This is a genomic window from Intrasporangium oryzae NRRL B-24470 (assembly GCF_000576595.1).
Classification (GTDB): Bacteria; Actinomycetota; Actinomycetes; order Actinomycetales; family Dermatophilaceae; genus Intrasporangium_C; species Intrasporangium_C oryzae.
In genome coordinates, this window is sequence record NZ_AWSA01000001.1 from 181,239 (window position 1) to 196,110 (window position 14,872).

Annotated in this window: 16 protein-coding genes; 7 read left to right on the forward strand and 9 right to left on the reverse strand. The window is 67.4% G+C overall.

The features are described from left to right. Positions 1–97 precede the first annotated feature (97 nt). Both N865_RS00810 and N865_RS22540 read left to right on the forward strand, forming a co-directional pair. Positions 98–508, forward strand: coding sequence for a hypothetical protein (locus N865_RS00810; RefSeq protein WP_157557491.1), 411 nt, complete (start codon positions 98–100; stop codon positions 506–508). Next, entirely contained in the window at positions 505–672 is a 168-nt protein-coding gene (locus N865_RS22540; RefSeq protein ID WP_157557492.1) for a hypothetical protein, read from the forward strand. Before N865_RS00810 ends, N865_RS22540 begins: the two co-directional genes overlap by 4 nt. 130 nt (positions 673–802) lie before the next feature. Here the strand turns inward: N865_RS22540 and N865_RS00815 are convergent, their stop codons facing one another. Together N865_RS00815 and N865_RS00820 are read right to left on the reverse strand one after the other, a co-directional pair. Next, positions 803–1,726 carry an HNH endonuclease signature motif containing protein gene (locus tag N865_RS00815; protein ID WP_051509752.1) on the reverse strand — a complete coding sequence of 308 codons (924 nt, stop codon included), beginning with the start codon at positions 1,724–1,726 and terminating at the stop codon, positions 803–805. A gap of 123 nt (positions 1,727–1,849) precedes the next feature. Then, positions 1,850–2,194 (reverse strand): hypothetical protein, encoded by a 345-nt coding sequence (locus N865_RS00820; protein WP_034800436.1) that lies wholly within the window; start codon positions 2,192–2,194, stop codon positions 1,850–1,852. Positions 2,195–2,512: 318 nt separating this feature from the next. Between N865_RS00820 and N865_RS00825 the strand changes: the two genes are divergently transcribed. From N865_RS00825 to N865_RS00845, 5 genes are all read left to right on the forward strand, one after another. Further along, on the forward strand, positions 2,513–3,262 hold the full coding sequence (locus N865_RS00825) for an NYN domain-containing protein (RefSeq protein ID WP_034800437.1): 750 nt from the start codon (positions 2,513–2,515) through the stop codon (positions 3,260–3,262). Between the two features lie 93 nt (positions 3,263–3,355). Next, a complete protein-coding gene (locus N865_RS00830; protein WP_034800438.1) occupies positions 3,356–3,934 on the forward strand; it encodes an NADPH-dependent FMN reductase in 579 nt (192 codons plus the stop codon). Positions 3,935–4,131: 197 nt separating this feature from the next. Next, positions 4,132–4,440: a PadR family transcriptional regulator gene (locus tag N865_RS00835; protein ID WP_034800529.1), complete on the forward strand. Its 309-nt coding sequence runs from the start codon at positions 4,132–4,134 to the stop codon at positions 4,438–4,440. Continuing rightward, the gene (locus tag N865_RS23390; protein WP_034800439.1) at positions 4,437–4,838 is read left to right on the forward strand and encodes a hypothetical protein; all 402 of its coding nucleotides are present in this window, start codon (positions 4,437–4,439) and stop codon (positions 4,836–4,838) included. The genes N865_RS00835 and N865_RS23390 overlap by 4 nt, the downstream gene beginning before the upstream one ends. 97 nt (positions 4,839–4,935) lie before the next feature. Then, the gene (locus N865_RS00845; RefSeq protein ID WP_034800530.1) at positions 4,936–6,723 is read left to right on the forward strand and encodes a DEAD/DEAH box helicase; all 1,788 of its coding nucleotides are present in this window, start codon (positions 4,936–4,938) and stop codon (positions 6,721–6,723) included. Between the two features lie 113 nt (positions 6,724–6,836). Here N865_RS00845 and N865_RS00850 read toward each other — a convergent pair whose 3' ends face one another. Genes N865_RS00850 through N865_RS22095 form a run of 7 tightly spaced genes read right to left on the reverse strand, consistent with a single transcriptional unit; the run spans position 6,837 to position 14,816 of the window. Further along, the gene (locus tag N865_RS00850; protein WP_034800440.1) at positions 6,837–7,751 is read right to left on the reverse strand and encodes a type II secretion system F family protein; all 915 of its coding nucleotides are present in this window, start codon (positions 7,749–7,751) and stop codon (positions 6,837–6,839) included. Position 7,752: 1 nt separating this feature from the next. After that, on the reverse strand, positions 7,753–9,723 hold the full coding sequence (locus N865_RS00855) for a type II secretion system F family protein (protein WP_157557493.1): 1,971 nt from the start codon (positions 9,721–9,723) through the stop codon (positions 7,753–7,755). After that, positions 9,720–11,099: a CpaF family protein gene (locus N865_RS00860; RefSeq protein ID WP_034800442.1), complete on the reverse strand. Its 1,380-nt coding sequence runs from the start codon at positions 11,097–11,099 to the stop codon at positions 9,720–9,722. The genes N865_RS00855 and N865_RS00860 overlap by 4 nt, the downstream gene beginning before the upstream one ends. Beyond that, the gene (locus N865_RS00865) at positions 11,096–12,268 is read right to left on the reverse strand and encodes an AAA family ATPase (protein WP_034800444.1); all 1,173 of its coding nucleotides are present in this window, start codon (positions 12,266–12,268) and stop codon (positions 11,096–11,098) included. The genes N865_RS00860 and N865_RS00865 overlap by 4 nt, the downstream gene beginning before the upstream one ends. After that, on the reverse strand, positions 12,265–13,059 hold the full coding sequence (cpaB, locus tag N865_RS00870; protein WP_034800446.1) for a Flp pilus assembly protein CpaB: 795 nt from the start codon (positions 13,057–13,059) through the stop codon (positions 12,265–12,267). The genes N865_RS00865 and cpaB overlap by 4 nt, the downstream gene beginning before the upstream one ends. Before the next feature lie 30 nt (positions 13,060–13,089). Further along, positions 13,090–14,271 (reverse strand): pilus assembly protein TadG-related protein, encoded by a 1,182-nt coding sequence (locus N865_RS22550; protein WP_169735674.1) that lies wholly within the window; start codon positions 14,269–14,271, stop codon positions 13,090–13,092. 50 nt (positions 14,272–14,321) lie between these two features. Further along, positions 14,322–14,816 (reverse strand): TadE/TadG family type IV pilus assembly protein, encoded by a 495-nt coding sequence (locus tag N865_RS22095; protein ID WP_084327823.1) that lies wholly within the window; start codon positions 14,814–14,816, stop codon positions 14,322–14,324. Positions 14,817–14,872 lie beyond the last annotated feature (56 nt).

Consider the following 14,872-nt stretch of genomic DNA (forward strand, 5'->3'; position numbering starts at 1 on the left):
TTTCGCGTCAAGGTCGGGCGGTTCGTACGAATGGGCCTCGGGTGGACCTGTCGAGCCCTACGTTTGGGAGCATCAGGTTCGCGTTTCGGGAGGTCGCATGACAGCCGATCCAACCAACAAGCCACCAGCGGGCGCCCCCGCTGCAGACCCGGAGAAGTCGGGGACCGCACTGGACATGCTCCGGATGCACCTGGGCCGGGACCTCGTGGCGCTCGGGTTCCTGCTCGTCCTCGGCGTCTTCGTCATCGCCATCTCGTTCTATGCGGCTGCGACCGACGTGGCGACCGCGGTGGGTCCGGTGACGACCCTCGTCGGCACACTGATCGGCACCGTCTTCGGCGCCCAGATCGGCAGCCAGGGCAAGGCCGAGGCCCAGGCATCCGCCGACGCGAACGCCAAGCGGGCCCAAGAGGCAGCGCTGCTGGTCGATCCGGCGCAGGCCGGTCCCCTCCTCGAGCTGTGGGACGGCGGCGCCGGCCAGGCCATGTCCGGAGGGACCCAACCGTGAACACGCCGCCGAAGGCCCTGTCGCTCGCCTACGCCGCGTCGCTCGTGCTCGTCGTGATGATCGCCCTCATCGTGGGTGCGGCCTCCGGCCGGATCGGCACTCCGACGACCAGCCCCGCCCACACCGTGACCGTCACGGTCACCAGTACGCCCGCGAAGAAGTGAGCCCCCTGACCGAACGCACCACCTGACCAGCCATGCCCGAAGGGTCGGCATCGGACGAGCGGCCGAGGGAGGTTCGTCGAGGCATGGACCATCGCCCGGCCGCCCCGCGGCCGGGCTCGGGGCGGGCACGCTAGACGTGCCAGGTGACCCCGCGACCGGTGACCGTCGCCGTCAGACCTCTGACGTGGACCACGGTGTGGTGCCGGCCGCAGAGCAGGGCGGCGTTGCCGAGGTCGGACGGACCGCCATCGACCCAGTGCGTGACGTGGTGGGCCTCGCACCACTGGGGCGGCATCGTGCAGCCCGGGAAGGTGCAGGTGGTGTCGCGGATCGTCAGGGCGCGGCGCTGCGCGGGCGTGAAGAAGCGCTGTTCGCGTCCCACGTCGAGAACCTCCGAGGGTCCGCCCAGCACGACCGGAATGACGCCCGCGTCGCACGCCAGGCGGCGGATCGTTCCCGGCGAGAGGATCTCATCGTTGTCAGCCTTTCCGGCTCCTCGGATCCCGTCGAGGAGCGCGGCCGCGGACATGGTGACGACGAGCCTGGTCCGCTCGGTCCGCGCCACTCCGTCAGGCGAGCCGACAGCGCGGCCAACCAGCTCGAGCAGAGCGTCAGCGCACCGCGTTGCGTACGTCCGGGGGTCGTCCTTCTGCGCACCGTCCCACGCGAGGTCAGGCCGCGGCCGCGCCAGCGGGTCGATCGCCGCATCGATGATGGCGGCTCCTTCGGGGTCGAGGCGCAGACGGTACTCGGTCATCCCGGCGCTCTTGCCGACCTTGGTGAACGCGCGACCCAGTCGCCTCCTCGCGTCCTCGTCGTCGAGCGCGGCCGGGGGCTTGAGGGTCGCACGGGCGTGGGCGATCAGACGCGCGAGCTCCTTCACACTCAGTGCCTCGAGGTTGTCGACCATCGCCTCGATGATGCCGGCGAGATGGTCAGGGTCGGCGATGGATGCAACATCCCGCTCGAAGCGGATGATGGCTGCGGCGTGCTCGACGCTCGTCGAGCCAGCAGCGACCTTGTCGCCCAAGACGCTCCATCGCTGCTCGCGCATCGCGCCTCCCACGACTGCGAGGCGGGCAGCAGCGGGACCTTGAAGTCCGGGCGCCTGCGTCCGGAGCCAGTCCGGCTGCGACAGACCGTCGTCGACGCCCAGCCCGCGCTCCCCGGCCTCGCGTCAGAGGACGGCCACGAGTGCCTGGGCCGTCTCGTGCAGACGCTGTGCCTGGCCGATCGCCGCACCGACGTGGGGCTCCGGCAGCGACCAGGTGGGGCACTCCGTCGCGAGAGCCACGACCTTCGACACGAGCGACTCGAGCAGGTCGGGAAGGTCGAGCAGGTCGGGAACGTCGAGCAGGTCGGGAACGTCGAGTGGGTCGGCTAGGTCGAGTGGGTCGGCTAGGTCGAGCAGGTCTCGGGCCGAGCGCGCCGCGGAGCCGGTCCGGTCGTGGCAGGCGCACTCACCGCCGCAACAGTCGACCGCGGGCTCGGCGGGGCGCCTGGCAGCACGCCACCAGAGCACTTCACCATAGGCACCACGAGGGGCGTCGCCAGGCGCGAGCCGCCGAGCCGATCGCGCGCCGGCAGCCCTCCGGGACCTGACGCCCGAGAAGCCGCCAGGTCGGTGCGCCGTCGCGACTCCCTGCCCCATGATTCGAACATACCTTCGACCACCGACAGTGGAACGTCCCGAACGACCTCGGCTGGGCGGGCACTCACCCGGCCCAACGGCATACGTCGCGGCGGCTCAGGGAGTGCGCGAGCTGACCGGATTGCAAGATGCAGCAACCATTTTCGGCGCAGCGACCTCTCGGGCACGTCGAACCGTGAGGATTGGCTCATGACTGAGACCACAGGGGGAAACGAGCGCCTGGCCGTCCTGATCGACGCCGACAATGCAGACCCGGGAATCATCGACGGCCTGCTGGCCGAGATCTCCAAGTTCGGGGTCGCCAGCGTGAAACGCATCTACGGCGACTGGACCACGCCTCAGCTCGGGCGGTGGAAGGAGAGCCTGCTCGGCCACTCGGTCCAACCCATCCAGCAGTTCGCGTACACGAGCGGGAAGAACGCGACCGACAGCGCCATGATCATCGACGCGATGGACCTGCTCTACACGGGTACGTTCAGCGGCTTCTGTCTCGTCTCGAGCGACAGCGACTTCACGAGGCTCGCCTCACGCCTCCGCGAGTCGGGAACACGGGTCTACGGGTTCGGGGAGAAGAAGACGCCTCGACCCTTCGTCACCGCGTGCGACCAGTTCATCTACACCGAGATCTTCAAGAGCGCTCCCGAGGAGCCCAGCTCTGCCTCGCCGCAGTCCGCGACCGACCTCAAGCAGGACACCCGTCTGGTGAGCCAGCTCCGGTCCGCCATCGCCGCAGCCTCGGGCGAGAACGGCTGGGCCGCACTCGGTGCGGTGGGGAGCATCCTCATCAAGCAGTCGCCCGACTTCGACCCTCGCCTCTACGGCTACACCAAGCTCAGCGACCTCGTGGAGGCGGTGGGGCTCTTCGAGGTCGACCGCCGTCCAGGCGGACCCGTCAACGTCTCGGACGCCCGCCGCCGCACCCCCCAAGCGAGGGCCTGACCTCCGCATCAGGGCAGACAGCCCAGAGCCGACGTGAACCATGCCACACGGCATACGGGAATGCTCCGGAGGGTCACCCCGTTTAGTTGAAACGTGAAGCAACTTCGAGTCATCGTCTCCAGCACCCGTCCCGGCCGCATCGGCCCCAAGGTCGCCGAGTGGGTCGCCGCTCAGGCCTCGGCTCAGGCCACCGCCGACGAGTGGGAGGTGAAGCTGCTCGACCTGTCGGCCATCGACCTGCCCTTCTTCAACGAGGAGGACATGCCGCGCAACGGCAACTACGCCTTCGAGCACACCAAGGCGTGGGCGTCCGAGGTCTTCGAGTCCGACGCGATCGTCATCGTGACCCCGCAGTACAACCGCAGCTTCCCGGCCCCGATCAAGAACGCGATCGACTACCTCTACGCCGAGTGGCAGCGCAAGCCGATCGCCCTCGTCGGCTACGGCTGGACGGGCGCGTCCGACGCCACGGCCGACCTGGCCAAGGTCCTGCGCCACGTCGACGCCGACGTCGTCGGCGAGACCGGCCTCGTCTTCCCGGAGGACGTCTCGCCGACCGGTGAGCTGACCGTATCCGACGCGAAGCAGGCCGCCCTCGGCGAGCTCTTCAGCGCCCTCTCGCGCGCCGTCTCGGGGACGGTCGACGAGCCCGTCGACGTCGCCGCCGGCTGACCCTTCCCCTGTAGGTCACGGGCGCGCTCCTTCTGTGTGGCGCGCCCGTTGTCGTGTCCGAGCTCAGTCGGTATGCCGCTGGGCCGGCTCGCGGTGAGGCCTGCCGTCCCGGGCGAGTTGGGCCATCCCGCACAGGTTCGGGCCCGGCCGTTGCCGTTCTCGGCACCCCTAGGTAGAGTACGACTATGCAACCGAAGATGACCATCGCGACCCAGCTTGTTCTCGACGTGCTCCTCGGTGACCTGACGGGCGAGCGCTACGGATCGGAGATCGGCAAGGAGGCGGGCCTCCCCAGTGGGACCGTGCACCCGATCCTTGCCAGGCTCGAACGAGTGGGCTGGCTCGAGTCCCGTTGGGAGGACATCGACCCAAGCGTCGAAGGAAGGCCCGCCCGTCGGTATTACCGCCTCACGGAGTCGGGTGCCGTCGCTGCAAGGCGAGCACTCTCGGCCAAGGCACGGGCCCGGGTCGGCCTCACGCTCCGACCTCAAGGGGGAACATCATGAGCACGTCGCCCTCGCCCTCGGCGGTCAAGCACCGTCACCTCGTCGCGACGCGTCTCGCGACCCGCTCGATGGATCGAACGACGCGCGGACTCCCGGACGAGGAGCGCTCACGCCACCGGGACGAGGTCATCGCCGAGATGTATTCGCTGAGTCCCTTGGCCGCCCTCCGTTATGCCTTCGGTGTGATGGGCACCTCGGCCGCGATGCGGGCAGCCTTGACCGACGGCGAACCGCTCGCCGAGGAGTCGCAGGGTCGATCGCCCCTCGGTTGCCGCACGAATCTCCACCATGTGTGGAAGGGCTTCAGCACTGAGGACGGCGGTCGCTACCGGGCCTGCGCGCGGTGCGGCAAGGACGACCCACACCTGGGCAACGCCCAGCCCCCCTTGTTCTTCTGAGGCGCGCGGGAGGGATGGGCGTCGGCCGGCCGCAGTGCCGGTCGACGCCCGAACCGAGAATGCCGCGGTCCCGCCCGGCAAGCACTACCGTCGAGGGGTGAGTGACCACAGCGAGCAGCCACGCCCCGACGAGTCCGAGCCCACCGACCGGGTCTCCTTCGCGGACCTCGGTCTCGACGAGCGCCTCCTCAAGGCCCTCCGGGACGTCGGCTATGAGTACCCGTCACCCATCCAGGCCGAGACCATCCCCGCTCTGCTCGAGGGGCGCCACGTCGTCGGCCTCGCCCAGACGGGCACCGGCAAGACGGCCGCCTTCGCCCTGCCGATCCTCAGCCAGCTCGACCTGAAGCAGAAGTCGCCGCAGGCGCTCGTCCTCGCCCCCACCCGCGAGCTGGCGCTGCAGGTCTGCGAGGCCTTCGAGCGGTACGCCACCTTCATCAAGGGCGTCCATGTCCTACCCGTCTACGGCGGCCAGGCGTACGGCGTGCAGCTGAGCGCGCTGCGCCGCGGTGTCCACATCGTTGTCGGCACGCCCGGCCGGATCATGGACCACCTGGAGAAGGGCACGCTCGACCTCAGCGAGCTCCGCTTCCTCGTCCTCGACGAGGCCGACGAGATGCTCAAGATGGGCTTCGCCGAGGACGTCGAGACGATCCTCGCTGACACCCCCGACGACAAGCACGTCGCCCTCTTCTCGGCGACGATGCCGACACAGATCAAGCGGATCTCGAAGAAGTACCTGACCGACCCGGTCGAGGTGACCGTCAAGGCGAAGACGTCGACGGCGCCGAACATCACCCAGCGCTACCTCATGGTGTCCTACCCGCAGAAGGTCGACGCCCTGACCCGCATCCTCGAGGTCGAGAACTTCGAGGGGATGATCGTCTTCGTCCGAACCAAGAACGAGACCGAGACGCTCGCGGAGAAGCTGCGCGCCCGCGGGTTCTCCGCGATGGCGATCAACGGCGACATTGCCCAGAACCAGCGTGAGCGCACCGTCGACCAGCTCAAGTCGGGCAAGCTCGACATCCTCGTCGCGACGGACGTCGCCGCGCGCGGGCTCGACGTCGACCGGATCAGCCACGTCGTCAACTACGACATCCCGACCGACACGGAGTCCTACGTCCACCGGATCGGGCGCACCGGCCGCGCCGGGCGCAGCGGCGACGCGATCTCGTTCGTCACGCCCCGCGAGCGGCACCTGCTCAAGGCCATCGAGAAGGCGACCCGCCAGTCCCTGACCCCGATGAACCTGCCGACCGTCGAGGACATCAACGCCACCCGCCTCACCCGGTTCGACGACGCGATCACCGCGGCCCTCGCGACCGACAAGGTCGACTTCTTCCGCGACGTCATCGCGCACTACGTCAACGAGCACAACGTGCCCGAGGCGGACGTCGCCGCAGCGCTCGCCGTCGTGCTCCAGGGCGACGAGCCGATGCTCCTCGAACCCGAGCCCGAGCGGCCGACCCGGACGTTCGAGGATCGCAGCCGAGACCGGCGCGACGACCGCGGTGGTCGCGGGGACCGGGGTGCGCGCGACGACCGCGGGCCGCGCCAGCGCATCGAGCGTGGGCGGAGCGGGGGCGCTGGCAGCGACCTCGTGCCCTACCGGATCTCGGTCGGGCGGCGACACCGCGTCGAGCCTCGCCAGATCGTCGGGGCGCTCGCCAACGAGGGCGGCCTCGGTCGGCAGGACTTCGGGCACATCGACATCCGAACCGACCACTCCATCGTCGAGCTGCCCGACAATCTGCCGCCGGGCGCGTGGGACTCCCTACGCAGCACCCGCATCTCGGGTCAGCTGATCGAGCTGAGCAAGCTGGGCGACGGCGGCAGTCGTAGCAGCGCCGCGAAGAAGCCGCGGTGGAAGGACCGCCGCTGACCCTGGCTACGAGAAGTCACCGGGCGCGCCCCCCCTTCGAGGGGTCGCGCCCGGTTCCTTTTGTGCGCCGGGTCCGGATGCCGCTCGGCCCCGTTATGGGGGGGCGGGGCGCGTCAGAGCTTGGTGAACGCGTCGATCATGCGGATGGCGCCGGGTCCGATGACGACGATGAAAAGGGCTGGGAGGATGCAGAACATCAGCGGGAAGAGAATCTTCACGGTCACCTTCTGCGCTCGCTCTTCAGCCTTTTGCTTGCGCACGAGCCGCATCACCGAGGTCTGCTCTCGTAGGACCCCTGCGATCGGAAGCCCCATCCGGTCGGCTTGCACGAGCGCCGTGACGAAGTTCTTCACCTCGGGAAGCGTGATTCGCTCTCCCAGCCCAGCGAAGGCTTCGCCGCGGGACTTGCCGAGCTGGATCTCGGACAGGACGCGAGCGAACTCGCCTGAAATGGGACCCTCGATGTTGCGGGCGACTTGTAGCAGGGCCGCGTCGAAGCCTTGACCCGCCTCGACACAAACGCTGAGCATGTCGAGGGCCTCGGCGAGCCCCTTGCTCGCCTGGTCTTGGCGACGCAACGCGGCGTTGTAGACGAGCAGGTCGGGCAAGAAGAACAAGCTGGCCCCAAGACCCAAGGAAAGGAGGATCGACCGAGCAGTGAGGCCACCGCCGTATAGGAATCCGAGGAAAAGGCCCAGCAAGAGCGAAGCACCCTTGAGACCCATGATCCGTTCTACAGTCCATTGAGCCGGGTTGCCAGCCTGGTCTAGCCGTCGGGCGAGCTTGTCCGCAGTGCCGGTCGGCGACAGCCTGATGGCCAACGTCCGGGTCCGGTTCAGAATGGGTGCCAGTAGCCGGTCCTTCGCGTTCAGCTCCGCTCTGACCACTTCGCGGTCTCCGACGGAACTCTCGATCAGCGAGAGCGACTTCGCCACTCCGGTGGGCCCGCTTGAACTGGAAACAAGCGTGAGGACCGCGGCCAGCAGAGCCAGGCCAATAAGGATGGCCCCGACGTAGAGCAGGCTCATGTCACACCTCGATCTTCACAACTCGGCGCATCCAGAACACCCCGATCACGAGCATGACGCACCCGAAGACGGACAGGACGAGGCCCAGGGTCGTCGTCCAGAGCAGGCTCACGTATGCATAGTTGACGAACAACATGTAGATGAAGACGAAGAACGGCAGTGCGATGAGAATCGCTGCGGACAGCCGGCCCTCTGCTGACAGCGTCTGGACCTGACGGTGCAACGACTCACGTTCTCGGAGAGTGGCCGCGGTGGTGGTGAGGGTCTCGGCGAGATTGCCGCCGACCTCGCGCTGGACGCGCATGGCCATGACGGTCCAGCGCATCGATGTGCTGTCCATCCGCTCCGCCATTCGCTCTAGAGCGTCGGGAATCTCGGTGCCGATTCGCGTTTCGGCCAGCGCGCGCGAGAACTCCTTGGCTGCGGGCTCCGCCGCGTCTCGCGCAACTGCGTCGAGCGCCTGCGGCAGGCCGAAGCCGCTACGAAGGCTTGTCGCCACGAGCATGAGGACATCGGGGAGAATCCGTTCGAAGGCCTTCGCCCGCCGCCGGGCGAGGAACCGGAGAATCGCGGGCGGACCGAAGATCCCGATCAGCATTCCGATCGTGATGCCGAGCAGCTGGTGGGATCTGAACATCACGTAGAACACGCTCGTGACGACGACGACCGATACGACGCGAAGAACAAGCCACTCTCCCGCACGGAAGGGGAGGTCTGCCCTTTCGATCAGGGCCATCGTGCTCTTCGTCGCCCGGCGGTCCCTCATGACGCGTTCGCCAATGCCGACGATTTGCTCCGCCAAGGGCGCCGAATGGGTCTTGCCTTCTGAACGCGAGCGTTGTCGCGTCGTTGCGGCGATGTACTGCTCGATGGATGCGACCCGGAGCTGACGCTTCGAGGTGGTCGGGATCAAGGAACCCGCGGCGATAAGGAATGCTGCGAGACCGACGAGGCCTGCGGCGAGCCAGATCGCCCACGGCGCGTTGGGAGCCGCCCCGATGGATGCCGTCGCAGGGAGCGCGACTGCTGGGCGGGTCGCGGTCGGGGAGGGCGTGGGCGCCGCGGCGGCGGCCGCGAGATTGACGTCCTGCACCACGCGGAAGTCGCTGGCGCCGGCCGTCCCCCGGACCACGACGCTGTGCTTGCCGCTGTACTTCTTGGGCGTCGTGATGAGGAACTGCGACTGCGCGTCGAGTGCCTTGGCCGAGGCACGGAAAGCATTCGTGACAGCCGTCGAGTTCGACGCGGCGACAACGGACCCACCGTTGACCGAGGCGAAACTTCGGAGCGCCGTGGTCGCGTCCGGGTCGTTCGTGTTGAAGCGAACCACGTCGACGCGGATGCCCCCGCTGCGCAGGGCTGCCACGGCGCGGGCCAGGTCAGCGTCCTTGTTGGTGCTGAGGGTGTCGGCGCCGTCGCTGAGCAACACGATGCTCCGGTCGCCAGTGGCACCGAGTCCCCTCACGGCATCCAGCACGGCGGCATACAGGCTCGTGTCCCCGCGGGAGGCAAGTCCGTTGACGACGCGCTGGACTGCTGCCCGATCGCGGGTGGGCGCCAGGTCGACCCCGGCGGTGGTCGCGAAGGACGTGACCCCGACGAGGACGTCATCGGGGACGACACGAAGGTAGGCCGCAGTGGCCGAGCGAACGGTCGCCATGCCGCTCGTCCCCATGGAGCCGCTGGTGTCGATGACGAGCATCGAGCGGCGCTCGGTGCGCTCCGTCTTCTTCTGGAGGGTCACTGGCAGGAGCTCGCCGTCGATGCTGGCCGTCAGTGACGCCGGGTCGATCTCCACGGGGTCCACGCTGCGGACCGTGAGGACCCCCGTGACCCCCGTCTCGGTCGACGCGATCTGGGTCATGCTCACCGTGACTGGGTCCGCGGCGGTGGCAGGACCTCCGACGGCGAGAACGGCGCCGACCCCGAGGGTGAGAGTGACGGCAATGCGCTTGAGGATCGGGTGGGTCACAGGCTCATCCGTGCGAAGAGGGAGATGGGCAGGTCGACGCCGAGATCGGCGAGATCCTGAGTGAACTTCGGCCGGATTCCGGTCGGGACGAGGCCGCCCCGGAAGCGTCCGGCCTCGTCGCGTCCGGCCGAGTAGTCGAAGGTGAAGATGTCCTGGAGCGTAATCACGTCGGACTCCATCCCCACGACCTCGGTGATGGCGACGATGCGGCGCGAGCCGTCCTTGAGTCGGGACTGCTGGATGATGAGGTCCACCGCTCCGGCCACCTGCTCCCGGATGGCGCGCACCGGGAGCTCGACGCCGGCCATGAGAACCATTGTCTCGAGGCGGGAAAGGCTGTCGCGCGGGCTGTTCGCGTGGACGGTCGTGATCGAGCCGTCGTGGCCGGTGTTCATGGCCTGGAGCATGTCGAGGGCGGCTCCGTCACGGACCTCACCGACGACGATGCGGTCGGGACGCATACGGAGAGAGTTGCGCACGAGCTCACGGATCGCGATCGCCCCACGGCCCTCGATGTTGGCCGGGCGAGCCTCGAGACGCAGCACGTGCTCCTGGTTGAGCTGAAGCTCCGCGGCGTCCTCGATCGTGATGATCCGCTCGTCCTGCGGGATGAACGAGCTGAGGACGTTGAGCGTCGTCGTCTTACCGGAGCCGGTGCCGCCGGAGATGATGATGTTGCGCCGGCCACGCACGCACGCGTCGAGGAAGTCGCGGACGGTCTCCGACATCGTGCCGAAGGAGATGAGGTCGCGATCGGTGAACGGATCGGCGGCGAACTTTCGGATCGTCAGCAGGGCGCCGTCGAGGGCGATCGGCGCGACGACCGCGTTGACACGCGAGCCGTCGGGCAGGCGGGCGTCGACGAGCGGGCTGGACTCGTCGACGCGGCGGCCGACACGGGCGACGATCTTGTCGATCGTGCGACGGAGGTGCGCGTCGTCGGAGAACTGGGCGTCAGCGGGGAAGATTCGCCCGTCGCGCTCGATGTAGATGTCGTGCGGCCCGTTGACCATGATCTCGGTGATCTCGGCGTCACGGAGGTAGGGCTCGAGGGGCCCGTGCCCGAGGATGTCGTCGGAGACGTCCTGCGCGATCCGGGTGCGGTCCGCGAGCGAGAGCGGCGTCTGCTCCGAGTCGATGACCTGCTGCAGGGTGGTGCGCACCTGCGAGGCGAGCTCCTGCTCGGACAGGTGCGGGTCGTACAGTCGAGGTCCGAGGCCCTCGACGAGGGCCTGGTGAACCCGCTCCTTGACCGCGGCGAAGGGGTCGACGCCGCGACGCTTGACATGGTGGCGCGCATGGGGGGCCGGGTCGGGCGCATGAGGCGCGATCTGGGCCTGCCGGGCGGCATCGAGCCGATCTGCAAGACTGCTCATTTCCTACTCCTTCGCAGACCGAAGCTGCGCTTTCCTCCGGTATCGACCTCTTCCCCGAACCGTTGCCGGATCTCCCGGTCGACGACCTCACGGAACGCCGCGGCCACAGGGGACCTCGGTTCGTCGAGGACGACGACGACGCCGCGATTTACGGTGGCCGGGACGGACGAGCTCGTTGGCACCGTGGCACTGATCGGGTACTTGAGTGCAGCCTCGACGTCCTCCTGGCGCAGCCCGACCTTGGCGTCGGACCGGTTGAGGACGATCGTGCGAGCCTCCTTCGAGGCGCCCAGGGTGTCGAGGGTGTTCATCGCGAGTCGGAGGTTCTTCACCGCCGGGATGTCGAGCGTGGCGATGAGGATGGTGAGGTCGCTGAAGTCGCACGCGGTGAGGACGTGCTCTGTCAGGTTGGGCGGCGTGTCGATGACGATGTAGTCGTACTCGCCGCGCGCCACGCGGATCAGCTCCTCGACGACGACCGCCGGGATGCGGTCGGCATCGCCGGGGTCGGCCGGAGCCGGGATGACGTCGAGACCGCTCTCCGGGTGAGTCGAGACGACGGACTTCAGGCCTGGCGCGTCGAGGCGCCCGCGCATCGCGGCGACATCGCTCATCGAACGATCCGGGACGAGCTGAAGGCTGATCGCGACGTCGCCGAACATGAGGTCGACGTCGACGAGCAGAGTCCGTGCGCCCGTCGAGGCGAGGTAGGCCGCGATGTTCGTCGCGAGGGTCGTCTTGCCGACTCCACCCTTCGCGGAGAAGACCGTGAGCACCTTGCCGTCAGAGGCCGACGCACCGCTCGTGTTGCCACGCAGCTGTTCGGTCAGGGCCAGGCTTCGACGAACCGCCTCGGACAGAGCGGGCTGGTCGTCCACCTGGACGACCTCGCGGACCCCGGCGCGCAGGGCCTGGGCGAGGGCGTTCACATCCACGCGGTGACGCAGCAGGATCACCCCGAGTTCGGGCCGGTCGACCCTCTCGAGCTCGGCGATCGAGCAGGCCTGCTCGATCGGTATGTCGGGTCCGATGACGACGAGGTGGTGGTTCGGGTTGTCCTGCAGGGCTCGGCCGATCTGCGCCGGGGCGAAGATCTGCTCCACATCGGCACCCAGGGCGAACCGGTACGTGCTGTGAGCCCGCGGGTCGAGGTCCCAGAGGATCGTCACAGAACCCCCGAGGTGAAGATGTTCATGTCGTTGACCTGCCCGTTCGGGTCGACCTTGACATCTGATCCTCGGAGGGCGGCATACAGCTTGTACTCGTTGATCCCGTGCACGAGGCGGGTTGCCTGCGACGGCGTCACGGCGACCGTCACCAGGAAGCTGGGTGTCGTGTCTTGAGCCGCGTTAGCGTCTGCCTTGTCGGTGGACTGGGGCATTGGTGCCGCGAGCGCCGCGTCTCCCATGCCGATGACAAGGACGTCGTCGAGGAGGACGCTCGTCCCTGTGACGTCGTTGTCATTGATCGCCTTCGAGCGCTTGTCATCTCCGAGAGCTTTGATCCGGTAGGACGAGAAGATGGCGATGTGAGTACCGGGCGTCACGAATTTGCCCACTCGCGCCGGGTCGCTCAACTGAACCGAGACTGCGAGTTTCCCCGACGGCACCTCAATGGCCTTGGACCCGACCGGCGTGGTCCCGAATCTCGCGGACAGGAGAATCTCGCCCGGCTGCACATCCGAGAGGGCCAACAGCGAATTGTTGTCGGCGTCAATGGTCTTCAACGCGCCAGCGGGAACCGCCTTGGCCGCGACCTGGGTCTGTGCGATGAGGTCGGTGCGCTGAGCATCCTTGAGCGTCGTTCCCGAAGGAATCAACTTGTCCGCGACCCACACAGTGGTCGGCTGCGCGTCGGCGATAGCCCGTGCGTCGGCGTTCTTCGCATAGGTGATCACAAGGGCAGCGCCTCCGACGGCGAGGAGGACGGCAACGAGCACTGCGATGATGCGGCGGTTCATGGATTCCTACATTCCTTACAGTCTGAGAGGTCAGCCCGCGGGGCTGATGACGATCGGGCCTCTCGGGGTGCCTCCGCCGCCCGAGGTCTGGCCGACGGGACGGACGGGAGAAGTGAACCAGCCCCATATGCACTGGCTCTTCCACGCAGCGCAGGGGCTTCCCCCGTAGACGTTGAAGTCGCTGGGGCCAGCTCCGGAGATGTTGCTGTAGCCCGCAAAGAAGAAACTCGAGATGCCGTCAACGGTGAAGGACGCGTTGGTGCCCGTTCCGGAGACAGCCGTTATGACGGGGATATCCACCTCCGTGCCCACGAACGACTTCAGGTCTCCACTCTTGCACGTGGTCGGGAGTGTTCCCGTGCTGCTCGACAGGGTGCCTGTGGAGGAGAAATATGCGGCGCAACTACCACTGACCGTGTCGACCCAGCCGAAGCCGCCTGGGGCATAGGCGCCAGAGGGGTTCGGCAGGTCACCCTGACAACCGAACTTCTCCACGAGAGTGCTGTCCTTCTCGGAGCCGTTGAGCGGACCGAAGATCTGAGTCACATATGAGGCCGTAGACGCCGGGATGGGTGGGTTCGACGAACCAGTGAGGTCCGGTGCGGGCGTGTAGGGCGGCGAGGGCGCATACGGCGGGGTGTTCTTTGATGTCGCCTTGTCCCAGTTGCACTTTGAGATGACGAGCGGAACCGAGGCGCCGGTCTGTCCAAGTGGCCCGAACGCGGCGCGCGAGCACGCCGTGTATCCCTTGTCGTTGGCGCCGCCGAGCATGGCTTTGGCGAAGAACGAGGGGAGGACCGTTGACCCACCCGCAGACTTGGTGACCGTCCGCGTTTCGACATACGGCGTCGTGGTGGTCACCCAACTGGGAAGCGGGGTGCACTGTGCAAGGTCGCTGTACGAGCCCGCGGCTCCACAGGTCGGAAGACTGGGAATGTTATCCCCACAGATCCCGGAGACCGGAAGGCCTTCGGAGTTGTCGGCGGCATTCGCGCTCGCAAGGCTGGACAAGCCAGCCGAAGCAGCCGCAGCAGAAGCGCAGTCTGAACCCATCGGCGTCTTCGCGCAGCTCTGGGCCAGAGCTAGGGCCGCAGCGTCTGCCCCATTCTGCAGTTGCCGGCGCTCAAAAAGGATGTTGCCAACGTCCACGCTTATGGCAAGCATTCCCATGATGACGCCGCCAGCGAGCAGGACACCGACGATGCTCGTCACCGCACCTCGGTCCATGCGATTGCGCCGAAACAACAGGCACTTCCTCGACGTTATCCGCCGCACTTCATCACCGCCGTTGAAGAGAGAGTGGGAGGAAGAGTGATAGCCGACCCGACAAGACTGGTGGCGGGGCCGATGAGGATCCAGCTGAATTGCGAACTGACGGTAACGGAGGCGTTGGTGCCAGGTGCCGTGCAAAGGCTGGCCGACGTGGTGACTGTAAGCCCTGGACTCGCGGCCTGAGCTCGATTCTGGATGTCGGTAGTACTCGGGGAACTCACAACAGCAGCGCGGACCGCCTCCCGGGCGGCGTTCGTGAGCGAGATCTGAGTGAAGAAGGCCCGACCGAAGTCGATGATTCCGGCTATGGCAAGAAGCAGCAGCGGGAGCACGAGGGCAAACTCGATAGCCGCCGCACCGCGATCTCTACGGCTGCGTCGTCCCTCATGACGATCCTGGACCACTTTTTCCTCTCCCCTGTTACGTATGTCCCGCTTGCCCCTGCAGCGCTGGGCCCCCGAGCGTCGGCTCAGGGGCCCGCGCATCGCTGCCTCAGAGCTTCGAGGCGACGTTGCTGAAGAGGGTGCTGAGGTTCGTGCCG

Bases quoted from the DNA above. Each gene is read 5' to 3' on its own strand.
- N865_RS23390 (WP_034800439.1), top strand. From the start codon at position 4,437: ATGAGCACGTCGCCCTCGCCCTCGGCGGTCAAGCACCGTCACCTCGTC.
- N865_RS00860 (WP_034800442.1), bottom strand. From the start codon at position 11,099: ATGAGCAGTCTTGCAGATCGGCTCGATGCCGCCCGGCAGGCCCAGATC.
- N865_RS22095 (WP_084327823.1), bottom strand. From the start codon at position 14,816: ATGCGCGGGCCCCTGAGCCGACGCTCGGGGGCCCAGCGCTGCAGGGGC.
- N865_RS00825 (WP_034800437.1), top strand. From the start codon at position 2,513: ATGACTGAGACCACAGGGGGAAACGAGCGCCTGGCCGTCCTGATCGAC.
- N865_RS00815 (WP_051509752.1), bottom strand. From the start codon at position 1,726: ATGCGCGAGCAGCGATGGAGCGTCTTGGGCGACAAGGTCGCTGCTGGC.
- N865_RS00850 (WP_034800440.1), bottom strand. From the start codon at position 7,751: ATGAGCCTGCTCTACGTCGGGGCCATCCTTATTGGCCTGGCTCTGCTG.
- N865_RS00810 (WP_157557491.1), top strand. From the start codon at position 98: ATGACAGCCGATCCAACCAACAAGCCACCAGCGGGCGCCCCCGCTGCA.
- N865_RS00835 (WP_034800529.1), top strand. From the start codon at position 4,132: ATGACCATCGCGACCCAGCTTGTTCTCGACGTGCTCCTCGGTGACCTG.
- cpaB (WP_034800446.1), bottom strand. From the start codon at position 13,059: ATGAACCGCCGCATCATCGCAGTGCTCGTTGCCGTCCTCCTCGCCGTC.